Raw genomic sequence first — 14,038 nt, forward strand, 5'->3', positions numbered from 1 at the left:
GAACACCCAAAAAAAAGATAGGTTTTAATAAAAAAGCATTAACTGTTACCTCTTAAAAAACTTTTGAGTGAAGTCATTTTATTTTCAAAGATTAAAACGTATTATTGCACACCCAAAAATGAGACCAAAAACGGGCTTAAACATTGATTAATAACGCATTTTATTTCTAAATCATATGCCAAGCACTGGAAAAATAACGCAAATCATCGGAGCCGTAGTTGACGTAAGCTTCTCCAATGACGCGAAACTCCCAAAAATTTACAATGCACTGGAAATCACTAAAGACAACGGAAAGAAAGTAATTCTTGAAGTTCAGAATCATCTTGGTGAGGACCGTGTACGTGCCATAGCAATGGATTCCACTGATGGACTGTTGCGTGGTATGCCTGTTATTGACACAGGATTCCCTATTAGAATGCCTGTAGGTGAAGACATTAAAGGAAGAGTATTTAATGTTGTAGGTGATGCTATTGATGGCATCCCTGACCTGGACAAATCAAATGGTCGTCCGATCCACAGTCACCCACCCCGCTTTGAAGATCTTTCAACAGAATCTGAAGTTCTTTTTACCGGTATCAAAGTAATCGATTTATTAGAGCCTTATTCTAAAGGTGGAAAAATCGGATTGTTTGGTGGAGCTGGAGTTGGTAAAACTGTATTGATACAGGAATTGATCAACAACATTGCAAAAGCATACGAAGGTTTATCCGTTTTTGCAGGAGTTGGAGAACGCACACGTGAAGGAAACGACTTACTTCGTGAAATGCTTGAATCCGGCATCATTAAATATGGTGACGAGTTTATGCAAGGAATGGAAAAAGGAGAATGGCCTTTAGACAAGATTGACTTTAACGAATTGAAAGATTCGAAATGTACATTCGTGTTTGGCCAGATGAATGAGCCTCCTGGTGCACGTGCTCGTGTTGCACTTTCCGGTTTAACTATTGCGGAATATTTCCGTGATGGAGACGGTGAAGGTCAGGGACGTGATATTTTGTTCTTTATTGACAATATATTCCGTTTTACTCAAGCCGGATCTGAAGTATCAGCACTATTAGGACGTATGCCATCAGCAGTAGGTTACCAACCAACATTGGCAACAGAAATGGGTTTGATGCAGGAACGTATTACATCTACTAAACATGGATCTATTACATCTGTACAAGCTGTTTATGTACCGGCGGATGATTTAACTGACCCTGCACCGGCAACAACGTTTGCCCACCTTGATGCTACTACTGTATTATCACGTAAAATTGCGGAACTAGGAATTTATCCTGCAGTGGATCCATTGGATTCTACATCACGGATTCTTAGCCCGATGATTTTGGGTGATGAGCATTACAATACAGCACAACGTGTTAAAGAAATCCTTCAACGCTATAAAGAACTTCAGGATATCATCGCCATCCTAGGAATGGATGAGTTATCAGAAGAAGATAAATTAGTTGTTGGTCGTGCCCGTCGTGTTCAACGTTTCTTATCTCAACCCTTCCACGTAGCAGAGCAGTTTACTGGTCTTAAAGGTGTATTGGTAGACATTAAAGATACGATCAAAGGTTTCAATATGATTATGGATGGTGAAGTGGATGAATATCCTGAAGCTTCCTTTAATCTTGTTGGTAGCATTGAAGAAGCGATAGAAAAGGGTAAGAAATTACTTGCAGAAGTATATTAATTGCAATTATGACATTAGAAATCTTAACACCAGATCAAACTGTATATAAAGGGGAGGTTACCTCTGTAACTGTTCCCGGTGCACTTGGTTCTTTTGAAGTACTTAATAATCACGCTCCGATAATTTCTATTCTGGAAGATGGAAAAGTTATCATCCGAGAAGGTAAGACCGAACAAATCTATCAGATTAAAGGTGGTGTAGTTGAAGTCATAGATAACAAAGTTATTGTTCTCGCTGAAGGAGTGGTTACCTAAGTTTCTTCCCTGAAATAACAAACCGGATGATTCAGTTCATCCGGTTTTTTTTTGCAATTTTTTCGGCATTCTGGTCCATTTAAGAAGAAAATGGTCAAGTTTCAACAAAGAGTATAGACCGAAAACCGTATACCAGAATCAGTTTTGGTATATAGCATCCAAATTATTCTTATTATAAATAGCAATTATTCGTTATTTTATTCTTTATATTAGTAAAAAATAAAATATTATTCTTATTTCAATTATTCACGATATCCTATTGACTATAAAACAACTTGTGCTTACCTTGAGTATTATTATTATTCAGGAAAAAGATTGAAGATCTGCATACAGATTTGGATACTCCTGAATTGATTAAAGATTATGGCGACATTAACAAATACAACAGAAAACACTACAGAAACTGGAGAATTGAACCGTTTCAGTAAAACACTTACACAGGATCCGACTCAACCTGCTGCCCAAGCCATGCTTTACGGAATTGGTTTAACAGATGAGGATATGGACAAAGCTCAGGTAGGCATTGTGAGTATGGGTTATGATGGCAATACTTGTAATATGCATCTGAATGGACTTGCCGCCATTGTAAAAGAAGGCGTCTGGAAAGAAAACCTGGTAGGACTAATTTTTCATACTATCGGAGTGAGTGATGGTATGAGTAATGGTACGGAAGGAATGCGTTATTCTTTAGTTAGCCGCGATCTGATTGCAGATTCTATTGAAGCTGTTTGTGGAGCTCAATACTATGATGGTTTAATTGCGCTTCCTGGTTGTGATAAGAATATGCCGGGATCTATTATGGCAATGGGCCGTTTAAATCGTCCTTCTATAATGGTGTATGGTGGTACAATCGCACCAGGTCATTATAAAGGAGAGGACCTGAATATCGTATCAGCATTTGAAGCGCTTGGAAAAAAGATTGCCGGCGAAATGGATGAGATCGACTTTAAAGAGATCATTAAACGTGCTTGTCCGGGTGCTGGTGCTTGTGGCGGAATTTATACCGCAAATACGATGGCTTCAGTTATTGAGGCATTAGGAATGAGTTTACCTTATTCTTCTTCAAACCCGGCATTGAGTGATGCTAAAAACAAAGAATGTCTGGATGCTGGTAAAGCAATCAAAAATTTACTTGAATTAGATATTAAGCCGAAGGACATCATGACGAGGGAGGCATTTGAAAATGCTATAGTTCTTTTGATGGTTCTTGGTGGTTCTACCAATGCGGTATTGCACCTTATTGCAATGGCGAATAGTGTAGACATAGAATTAACTCAGGATGATTTTCAGGAAGTGAGTAACAGGATACCTGTTCTTGCAGATATGAAGCCAAGTGGGAAATACATGATGGAGGATCTTCATAATATGGGCGGGGTACCGGCTGTGATGAAATATCTTTTAGATCTGGGTTGGTTGAATGGTGATTGCATCACTTGTACAGGAAAAACAATAGCTGAAAATTTGGCTGATGTTCCTGCAATTGATTTTGAAAATCAAAAAGTTATTCTTCCTATTGAAACACCTGTTAAAGCAACAGGACATTTACAAATTTTATATGGAAACCTTGCTCAAGGTGGAAGTGTGGCTAAAATAAGTGGTAAAGAAGGTGAGCGTTTTGAAGGTCCGGCCCGCGTATTTGATGGTGAGTTTGAATTAATTCATGGAATAAGCAATGGTCGTGTGCAACATGGTGATGTTGTCGTGATCCGTAATGTTGGTCCAAGAGGTGCTCCCGGCATGCCGGAAATGTTAAAACCAACTTCAGCACTCATCGGTGCAGGTTTAGGTAAGACCATTGCACTGATTACAGACGGGCGTTTTAGTGGAGGAACTCATGGTTTTGTAGTGGGTCATATTACTCCTGAAGCTTTTGATGGTGGTTTAATTGGCTTGGTTCAGGATAATGATATCATTGATGTGAATGCGGTAGACAGAAGCATTACACTTAAAGTTTCGGAAGAAGAAATCGCCAAAAGAAGAGCGGCATGGTCTCAGCCTGAGTTGAGGGTTAAAAAAGGACTTCTATATAAATACGCAAAACAGGTAAGTAACGCTGCTCTTGGATGTGTAACAGATCTTTAACTAATAAATAACAAAACAATTAACTGAACTGTAAAAAGGACCTGAATGGATTTAATTATGGAAACAGCACAACAGGAAGTATTGTCCGAGCAAAAAACAAACCCTGGAATTGAAATGAAGGGTTCCGCTGCTTTATTAGAGGGGCTTCTTGCAGAGGGGGTAGATACTATATTTGGTTATCCGGGTGGGGCAATCATGCCTATTTATGATGCGCTCTATGATTATATGGATAAAATTAAGCATATCCTGGTTCGTCACGAGCAGGGAGGAATTCATGCTGGTCAAGGTTATGCTCGCTCTTCAGGAAAAGTCGGGGTAGTCTTTGCGACTAGTGGTCCGGGTGCTACTAATCTGGTTACCGGATTAGCTGATGCTCAGATTGACAGCACTCCACTTGTTTGTATCACCGGTCAGGTATTTGCTCATCTTTTGGGTACAGATGCTTTTCAGGAAATTGATATCATCAATATCACTTCTCCGATAACCAAGTGGAATTACCAGATCACAGATGCTACAGAAATACCTGAGATACTAGCGAAAGCTTTTTATATTGCCAGAAGTGGCCGTCCGGGTCCTGTATTAATTGATATTACCAAAAATGCACAGCTTCAAAAATTCAATTTTGAGGGTTATAAACCTTGTGCTCACATCAGGAGTTACAGGCCGAAGCCTATTGTCAGGAAAGAATATATTACCGAAGCGGCAGCACTTATAAATTCGGCAAAAAAACCGTTTGTTCTATGGGGACAGGGTGTCTTATTGGGCCGGGCTGAAGAAGAATTCAAGGCATTCATTGAAAAAACAGGTATTCCTTCTGCCTGGACTATATTAGGGGCTGGAGCCATACCAAGTGATCACCCGCTCAACGTAGGGATGCTTGGGATGCATGGTAATTATGGTCCGAATGTACTGACGAATGAATGTGATGTACTGATTGCTATAGGCATGCGGTTTGATGACCGTGTAACCGGACGTTTAGATAAGTATGCAAAACAGGCTAAGGTTATCCATCTGGATATTGACCCAGCTGAAATAGATAAAAATGTACAATCTACAGTGCCTGTTTGGGGTGATTGTAAGGAAACATTGCCCCTATTAATGGATGCTTGTGAGGCTAAACAACATCCAGAATGGATTGAAAAATTCAGAAGTTTCGAAAGGGAGGAACATGCAGAAGTAATCGATAATGAATTATTTCCGACAACAGAAGAATTGACTATGGCTGAAGTGATTCAAGTTTTGAATGAACTGACCAAGGGAGAGGCTATTATTGTATCGGACGTAGGACAGCATCAGATGATTGCATGCCGTTATGGTAAATTCAATAATACGAGAAGCAATATTACGAGTGGCGGACTAGGAACAATGGGTTTTGCATTACCTGCTGCTATCGGTGCAAAATTCGGTGCGTTAGATCGAACAGTAGTCGCTGTTATAGGGGATGGTGGCATACAAATGAACATTCAGGAGCTGGGAACCATCATGCAATGTGGAATTGATGTGAAGATCATCGTACTGAATAACCAGTTTTTGGGAATGGTACGCCAGTGGCAAGAGTTATTTCAGGAAAAGCGCTATTCATTTGTCGACATTACAAGTCCGGATTATATTAAGGTAGCAGAAGCTTATGGCATTCCAGGAAGCAGTGTTTCCAAGAGAGAAGATCTTCGAACAGCATTGCAGACTATGCTGGATACCAATGGATCTTACTTCCTTGAAGTAATGGTAATGAAGGAAAATAATGTATTTCCTATGGTACCACAGGGCTGTAGTGTAAGTGAAATAAGACTTAAATAATAGTAGAACCTTGCGTTATGAGTGATCAGAATCAGAAAGAAATAAGCATAGTTAAGCAGGAATATAACATTACTGTTTATACTGAAAACCAGATTGGTCTTCTAGGTCGTATTGCGATAATTTTTACGCGGAGAAAGATAAATATAGAAAGCTTAAATACATCTCCATCAGAAATTGAAAGTATTCACCGTTTCAATATCGTGATCACTGAAACGGAAGATGTGGTAAGGAAAGTAACACGGCAGATTGAAAAGCAGGTGGAAGTTTTAAAGGTGTATTACAACACCAATGAAGATATCATCTGGCAGGAAATGGCTTTATATAAAGTCCCTACGGATATCATTGCTGAAAAGGCATTGGTAGAACGTTTACTGCGTGAAAATGGGGCTAGAGCTGTTGTGATCCGGAAAGATTACACGGTATTTGAAACCACGGGACACCGATCAGAAACAGATGCTCTTATCATAGCATTACAGCCATTCGGGCTGATTGAATTCGTGCGGAGTGCACGAATTTCTATTATTAAAGACAGTGATGGCTTTAACCGGAAATTACGTGAATTTGAGCGAATCGAACCAGGACAGGATGTGATTGAAAACGAGTTTCTCAATAGCAGGGATAAAGTTTTCAGCATGTAATTGCTCTTTGGAATAATATTTACAATAAAAACAAACAATAGCTTAACAGCAAAAACACAAAATCATGGCAAAATTAAATTTCGGCGGTGTTGAAGAAAATGTAGTAACCCGCGAAGAGTTTCCATTATCTAAAGCACAAAAAGTACTTCAAAATGAAACAGTAGCCGTAATTGGTTATGGAGTACAAGGTCCCGGACAAGCGCTTAATCAAAGAGATAATGGAATAAACGTGATCGTTGGTCAGCGTAAAAATTCTAAATCATGGGATAAAGCAGTAAAAGACGGATTTGTACCGGGAGAGACTCTTTTTGAAATAGAAGCTGCGCTAGAAAAAGGAACTATTATTTGTTACTTGTTAAGTGATGCAGCACAGATTGAGCTTTGGCCAACTGTTAAAAAGCACCTTACTCCAGGTAAAGCTTTATATTTTTCACATGGTTTCGGTATTACTTTTAATGAGCAAACCGGCATCATCCCTCCTGCTGGAGTTGACGTATTTTTAGTAGCTCCAAAGGGATCAGGCACATCATTACGCCGTATGTTCCTTGAGGGTCGCGGACTAAATTCAAGTTATGCTATTTTCCAGGATGCTACAGGTAATGCATTTGAGCGCGTTGTTGCTTTGGGTATTGCAGTAGGTAGTGGATATTTATTTGAAACCAACTTTAAGAAAGAAGTATATTCTGACCTTACAGGCGAACGTGGTACATTAATGGGTTGTATTCAGGGAATTTTCTCTGCTCAGTATGAAGTATTAAGAAGTAAAGGACACAGTCCTTCTGAAGCTTTCAATGAAACTGTAGAAGAGTTAACACAATCATTGATGCCTTTAGTTGCTGAAAATGGTATGGATTGGATGTATGCTAATTGTTCAACTACTGCTCAGCGTGGTGCTTTGGATTGGTGGAAGAAATTTAGAGATGCTACTAAACCTGTTTTCGAAGAGTTATACGAAAGTGTTGCTACCGGTAAGGAATCTCAACGTTCAATTGATTTGAACAGTCAGCCGGATTACCGTGAAAAATTGGATGCAGAGTTAACTGAACTTCGCGAAAGTGAAATATGGCAATCAGGTAAGACTGTAAGAAGTTTACGCCCTGAAAACCAATCAGTAGAAGCATAACGTATAGGTTGAATAAAGCATTACTTAGCCTGGTGCTAGGTAATGCTTTATTGTAAAAATTATAAATAAAATACTGAAGCCTTGTCGAAAGAGACATCGCTATAAAGCAAATAGAATGTTACACGATCCTAATCGTATATTTATTTTTGACACCACACTTCGTGATGGAGAACAAGTACCAGGTTCACAATTAACTACCCGGGAAAAGATTGTTATCGCTGAAGAATTGCAATCCCTGGGTGTAGATGTTATTGAGGCTGGGTTTCCTATTTCGAGTCCAGGAGACTTTAAAAGTGTAGTTGAGCTATCAAAAATTATACGCGACCCCATTATTTGTGCACTAACCCGTGCAAACAAAGGAGATATTGATTGTGCAGTAGAAGCATTAAAACATGCCCGTCATCCACGTATCCATACAGGGATAGGCGCATCAGATATGCATATCAAATACAAGTTCAATAGTACCAGGGAAGAAATTATAGAGCGCGCTGTAGAGGCTGTAAAATATGCAAAGAAGTTTGTAGAGGACATTGAATTCTATGCAGAAGATGCAGGAAGAGCTGACAATGCATATCTGGCTCAAATGATTGAAGCTGTAATCGCTGCAGGCGCAACAGTAGTTAATATACCTGATACAAACGGCTACTGTCTTCCGGAACAATATGGCTCCAAAATCCTTTATCTGAAAGAAAACGTAAAAAATATTGATCAGGCCATTATTTCTGTTCATTGCCATAATGATTTAGGCTTAGCAACTGCGAATACTATATCAGGTTTACAAAATGGGGCACGCCAGGTAGAATGTACCATTAATGGTATTGGCGAACGTGCAGGGAATACTTCATTAGAGGAAGTAGTGATGATACTAAAAACGCATCATTCCCTTAATCTGACGAATAAAATTAATACCAAACATATATATGAACTGAGTGGCATGGTAAGCAGAATGATGCGGATGCCGGTTCAACCAAACAAAGCTATTGTTGGGAAGAATGCTTTTGCCCATAGTTCTGGTATCCACCAGGATGGTGTATTGAAGCATCGTGAGAATTATGAAATAATTAATCCTGAAGATGTTGGGATTGATCAGTCGGAAATAATTTTAACGGCTCGCAGTGGCCGGCATGCACTTAAACATCATTTAGAGCGATTAGGCTATGCCAATGACCGCCTTGATCTGGATCAGGTTTACCAACGTTTTTTAACGATGGCTGATGCTAAAAAGGAAATTAAGGATGATGATCTTTTATTTCTTATGGGTGTTGAAACTGAAGTGAACTACAAAAACGGAGTGAAAATCAATTCATTGCTGGTTACTTGTGGCAATGAATCTGAACCATCGGCCGTAATAAATTTGAACTACAAAGGAATTGAACATCAGGCTACTGCAGTTGGAAATGGTCCGGTTAGTGCAACAATCAATGCCATTCAAAGCATTATGGCTTCGGATGTAGAGATTAAAGAATTTAACATTCATTCTATCCAGGGTGGAAGTGATGATGTCAGTAAGGTAGACATGCGGGTTATTCATGAAGATAAATCCTATATGGGATATGGCTTTAGCACTGATATCGTTCGTGCTTCTGCTAATGCGTATCTGGATGCTTTAAATAAATTTGTATAAACAATAAATTAATTGAGACAAACCCTACAAGGGCGTTTTGAGAATTATAAAATATCAAAAAATGAGTAAGACGTTATTTGACAAGGTGTGGGATACACACGTTGTGAAGAAGATTGAAGGTGGACCTGATGTGTTATTTATTGACCGCCACCTGATTCATGAAGTGACAAGTCCTGTAGCTTTTTTAGGATTGAAAACAAGAGGAATTAAGGTATTATATCCGGAGCGTACGTTTGCTACAGCAGATCATAATACTCCAACAATTAATCAGCATTTGCCTGTAGCCGATCCTCTTTCTGCGAAACAGTTGAAGGCTTTGGAGACAAACTCGAACGAATACGGAATTAGTTACTGGGGACTTGGTCACCAGAAAAATGGAATTGTGCATGTTGTAGGTCCGGAATACGGAATAACTCAACCAGGTGCCACTATTGTATGTGGTGATTCGCATACCTCAACACATGGTGCTTTTGGTGCCATCGCTTTTGGTATCGGAACATCCGAAGTAGAGATGGTACTTTCTACACAATGTATCATGCAGCCCAAAGCAAAGAGCATGCGGATCAATGTGATTGGAAAATTAGGACTTGGTGTTACGCCAAAAGATGTTGCCTTATATATCATATCGAAACTGACCACGTCAGGTGCTACAGGTTACTTTGTAGAATATGCAGGAGAAGTTTTTGAGAATATGAGTATGGAAGGCCGGATGACGGTTTGCAACTTAAGTATTGAAATGGGTGCACGTGGTGGAATGATTGCACCAGATGAAACTACCTTTAATTATGTAAAGGGTCGCGAATTTAGTCCCAAAGGTGAAGCTTGGGATAAAGCAATGGCTTACTGGCTTACGCTTAAAACGGATGCGGACGCTACGTTTGATAAGGAATTAACTTTTGATGGATCGACTATAGAGCCGATGATTACCTATGGAACAAATCCAGGTATGGGAATGGGAATCTCTAACCATATCCCCGATGCAGAGGATGTGGAAGGAGGAGTAACTACTTATGAAAAGTCTTTAAAATACATGGGATTTTCTGAAGGTGATTCCATTGTTGGCAAACCGGTCGATTTTGTATTCGTGGGTAGCTGTACAAACGGACGAATTGAGGATTTTAGAGCATTCGCTTCTTTAGTTAAAGGCAGGAAAAAAGCGGACAATGTAACAGCATGGTTAGTTCCCGGTTCTCATATTGTAGAGGCTCAAATTAAAGAGGAAGGATTGTTGGATATTTTCATTGAAGCAGGGTTTACTTTGCGTCAGCCTGGTTGCTCAGCTTGTCTGGCCATGAACGATGATAAGATACCTGCAGGAAAGTATGCGGTGAGTACTTCAAACAGAAACTTTGAAGGCAGACAAGGTCCTGGCGCAAGAACAATGCTAGCCAGCCCGTTGGTTGCTGCCGCAGCAGCTGTAACAGGTGTAGTAACTGACCCTAGAACATTAATTCACGAACTAGAACTAGTTTGAGTTTCTAAGTTTAATTAATTCAAAAAATGGCATACGATAATTTCAATATATTAAAAAGCACAGCAGTTCCTCTACCTATTGAAAATGTAGATACTGACCAACTTATACCGGCACGTTTTTTAAAAGCTACCGAAAGAGTTGGATTCGGAGATAATCTTTTCCGCGATTGGCGCTATAATGCAGATAACACACCAAAACAAGACTTCATTCTTAATAACCCTGTTTATAGTGGTAAGATATTAGTTGGAGGTAAAAACTTTGGGTCCGGTTCTTCCAGGGAGCATGCTGCATGGGCCGTTTATGATTACGGTTTCAGATGTGTGGTATCCAGCTTTTTTGCTGATATCTTCAGAAACAACTGTCTGAATATTGGGGTGTTACCCGTACAGGTTAGTCCGGAATTTTTAGAGAAAATATTCACTGCTGTTTTTGCTGATCCACGAGCTGAACTTGAAGTAAATCTTCCTGAGCAAACGATCACACTTCTTTCAACCGGAGAGCAAGAAAGCTTTGAAATCAGTCCTTATAAAAAGGGTAACATGACCAATGGATTTGATGATATTGACTATTTACAAAATATTAAAACTGAGATCCAGGAGTTTGCCTTACATCTTCCTCTTTAATAGATATGATGTTGCTAAATTAAAGTCTTAGAAAACAGAGGAGTGCTTTTTTGCAGATCAATGCATCAACTTCTGTTTTTTGAGGCTTATATAACCGGTTAAGCCATTACATGAAAAAGAGAAAAATTGAGATAATGGATACGACCTTGCGGGATGGTGAACAGACCTCAGGCGTGTCATTTTCTACTTCAGAGAAATTAACAATCAGTAAACTCCTAATAGAAGAGCTTGCTGTTGACCGCGTTGAAGTTGCTTCGGCACGGGTATCAGCGGGAGAACTGGAGTCGGTTAAGGCGATCACACAATGGGCTAAGGCTAATGAACATCTCAACAAAATAGAAGTCTTATCATTTGTTGATAATGGAACATCCATAGACTGGATGGTAAATGCGGGTGTTCAGGTGCAGAATTTATTAACCAAGGGTTCTTTGAATCATTTGACTCATCAGTTAAAAAAAACGCCGTCACAACATTTCGCAGAAGTAGCTCATGTTATAAGTCTGGCTGCTCAAAAGGGTATTACAACCAATGTATACTTAGAAGACTGGAGTAATGGTATGCGTAATTCGCAAGAATATGTGATACAATATCTAGACTTTTTAACTACTCAGAAAATTGAGCGGGTCCTTTTACCGGATACGTTAGGTGTATTATCACCTTCGGAGACATTTAGTTTTATTGCTGGTTTGAAGTTGAAGTATCCTCTTTTCCATTTTGATTTTCATGCACATAACGATTATGATCTGGGCAACGCAAATGTATTAGAAGCAGTTAAAGCAGGAGTTGATGGATTACATTTGACCGTAAACGGAATGGGTGAAAGGGCAGGCAACGCGTCGATGGCGAGTGCGATTGCGGTGATCAAAGATTTTCTTCCTGATATTGAGGTATCTATAGAAGAGTCTTCGATATATAAAGTGAGTAAGCTGGTGGAAACATTTTCGGGAATCAGAATACCAGCTAATAAACCCATTGTAGGTGACAACGTTTTTACACAAACAGCAGGGATTCATGCAGACGGGGACAATAAAAACAATCTTTACTTCAATGATTTGCTACCTGAACGGTTTGGCAGAAAACGCAAATATGCCTTAGGTAAAACTTCAGGCAAAGCCAACATTGAAAAGAACCTTCAGGAGTTAGGCCTAAGGTTAAATGATGATGAAATAAAAAAGGTCACACAACGAGTCATCGAACTAGGCGACAAAAAAGAAACGGTAACCATGGAAGACCTTCCATATATCATTTCAGATGTACTTGACAGTAGTACGTACGAAGATAAAGTGGTTATAGAGTCTTACGTTCTAACAAATTCGAAAGGACTTAGACCATCAGCAACTATTTGTGTACGCATTCACGGAGAATTATTTGAAGAGAGTGCGCAGGGTGATGGGCAGTTCGATGCCTTTATGAAAGCGCTGACTAAAATTTACGTAATGAAAGATCTTTGCTTACCTAAACTTGTAGATTACGCGGTAAGAATAGCCCCGGGGAGTCACTCTGATGCCTTATGTGAGACGATAATCACTTGGGAAACCACACATAAAACTTTTATCACAAGGGGATTAGATTCCGATCAAACGGTATGTGCCATTAAATCGACACAGAAGATGTTAAATATTATCTAAGAATCAATACTTAACGAGAATAACTAAATAAAAATGAAATTAAATATAGCTCTTTTAGCCGGAGATGGAATAGGACCTGAAGTAATAGACCAGGCTGTAAAAGTAGTCAACGCAGTAGCAATTAAATTTAACCATGAGGTGAATTGGACTTCCGCACTTACTGGTGCTGCAGCTATAGATGCTGTTGGTGAGCCCTATCCTGATGAAACTCATGCTGTTTGTATGGCAGCAGATGCTGTTTTATTCGGCGCTATCGGGCATCCCCGTTATGATAATGACCCAAAAGCTACTGTTCGTCCGGAACAAGGTTTGTTAAAAATGCGCCAGAAATTAGGCTTGTTTGCAAACGTTCGTCCAACATTTACTTTTCCTTCTTTAATTGATAACTCTCCTTTAAAAAGAGAGCGAATTGAAGGTACTGATTTGATCATATTACGTGAGTTAACGGGTGGAATTTATTTTGGAGAGAGGGGCCGTAAAGACGATGGAAATACCGCATTCGATACCTGTACCTATACAAGAGTTGAAGTGCAGCGTCTAGCTAAATTAGGTTTTGAAATGGCGATGAGCCGAAGTAAAAAATTATGCTGTGTAGACAAAGCGAACGTTCTGGAGTCCTCCCGTTTATGGAGAGAAACCGTTCAGGCCATGGAAAAAGATTACCCTGAAGTAAAGGTTAGTTACGAATTTGTTGACGCGGTAGCGATGCGCCTGGTTCAATGGCCAAGTTCATATGATGTATTGATCACTGAAAACTTATTTGGCGACATTTTAACAGATGAAGCTTCCGTTATATCAGGTTCAATGGGATTAATGCCTTCATCTTCGATTGGTTTGCATACATCATTATTTGAGCCTATACATGGTTCTTACCCTCAGGCAGCAGGACTGGATATTGCCAATCCATTAGCAACAGTTTTATCTGCTGCAATGATGTTTGAAGATGCTTTCGGTTTGAAAGAAGAAGCAGAATTAATCAGATCTGTTGTGAATAAATCTTTAGATGAAGGTATTGTAACTGAAGACATCGTAGTTAAAGGCAAAAAAGCGTATAAAACTACTGAAGTGGGTGATTGGTTAGCTGCTAACATCGCTTGATTCTAAAAGGATTGCAGGG

General features: G+C 39.5%; 11 protein-coding genes. All 11 read left to right on the forward strand.

The window, feature by feature from the left end; translation table 11 throughout:
* Positions 1-175: 175 nt before the first annotated feature.
* The 11 genes from atpD (at position 176) to leuB (ending at position 14,019) form a co-directional block, all read left to right on the forward strand.
* Positions 176-1,678, forward strand: a complete 1,503-nt coding sequence (atpD, locus tag BFL47_RS16395; protein WP_069660881.1) for a F0F1 ATP synthase subunit beta — start codon at positions 176-178, stop codon at positions 1,676-1,678.
* Between the two features lie 8 nt (positions 1,679-1,686).
* Positions 1,687-1,932: an ATP synthase F1 subunit epsilon gene (gene atpC / locus BFL47_RS16400; RefSeq protein ID WP_016197548.1), complete on the forward strand. Its 246-nt coding sequence runs from the start codon at positions 1,687-1,689 to the stop codon at positions 1,930-1,932.
* A gap of 363 nt (positions 1,933-2,295) precedes the next feature.
* A complete protein-coding gene (gene ilvD, locus BFL47_RS16405) occupies positions 2,296-4,014 on the forward strand; it encodes a dihydroxy-acid dehydratase (RefSeq protein WP_069660882.1) in 1,719 nt (572 codons plus the stop codon).
* A gap of 57 nt (positions 4,015-4,071) precedes the next feature.
* A complete protein-coding gene (gene ilvB, locus BFL47_RS16410; RefSeq protein ID WP_069660907.1) occupies positions 4,072-5,811 on the forward strand; it encodes a biosynthetic-type acetolactate synthase large subunit in 1,740 nt (579 codons plus the stop codon).
* A 17-nt stretch (positions 5,812-5,828) separates the two neighbouring features.
* The gene (ilvN, locus tag BFL47_RS16415; RefSeq protein ID WP_016197545.1) at positions 5,829-6,449 is read left to right on the forward strand and encodes an acetolactate synthase small subunit; all 621 of its coding nucleotides are present in this window, start codon (positions 5,829-5,831) and stop codon (positions 6,447-6,449) included.
* A 64-nt stretch (positions 6,450-6,513) separates the two neighbouring features.
* Positions 6,514-7,572 (forward strand): ketol-acid reductoisomerase, encoded by a 1,059-nt coding sequence (gene ilvC, locus BFL47_RS16420; RefSeq protein WP_016197544.1) that lies wholly within the window; start codon positions 6,514-6,516, stop codon positions 7,570-7,572.
* Positions 7,573-7,687: 115 nt separating this feature from the next.
* On the forward strand, positions 7,688-9,196 hold the full coding sequence (locus tag BFL47_RS16425; protein WP_069660883.1) for a 2-isopropylmalate synthase: 1,509 nt from the start codon (positions 7,688-7,690) through the stop codon (positions 9,194-9,196).
* Between the two features lie 61 nt (positions 9,197-9,257).
* Positions 9,258-10,670, forward strand: coding sequence for a 3-isopropylmalate dehydratase large subunit (gene leuC / locus BFL47_RS16430; protein WP_069660884.1), 1,413 nt, complete (start codon positions 9,258-9,260; stop codon positions 10,668-10,670).
* 26 nt (positions 10,671-10,696) lie between these two features.
* Positions 10,697-11,293 (forward strand): 3-isopropylmalate dehydratase small subunit, encoded by a 597-nt coding sequence (gene leuD / locus BFL47_RS16435; RefSeq protein ID WP_069660885.1) that lies wholly within the window; start codon positions 10,697-10,699, stop codon positions 11,291-11,293.
* Positions 11,294-11,403: 110 nt separating this feature from the next.
* On the forward strand, positions 11,404-12,921 hold the full coding sequence (locus tag BFL47_RS16440) for an alpha-isopropylmalate synthase regulatory domain-containing protein (protein ID WP_069660886.1): 1,518 nt from the start codon (positions 11,404-11,406) through the stop codon (positions 12,919-12,921).
* Positions 12,922-12,954: 33 nt separating this feature from the next.
* Positions 12,955-14,019 (forward strand): 3-isopropylmalate dehydrogenase, encoded by a 1,065-nt coding sequence (gene leuB / locus BFL47_RS16445; RefSeq protein ID WP_069660887.1) that lies wholly within the window; start codon positions 12,955-12,957, stop codon positions 14,017-14,019.
* Positions 14,020-14,038 lie beyond the last annotated feature (19 nt).

The sequence above is a fragment of the Arcticibacter eurypsychrophilus genome, assembly GCF_001730525.1.
GTDB lineage: Bacteria > Bacteroidota > Bacteroidia > Sphingobacteriales > Sphingobacteriaceae > Arcticibacter > Arcticibacter eurypsychrophilus.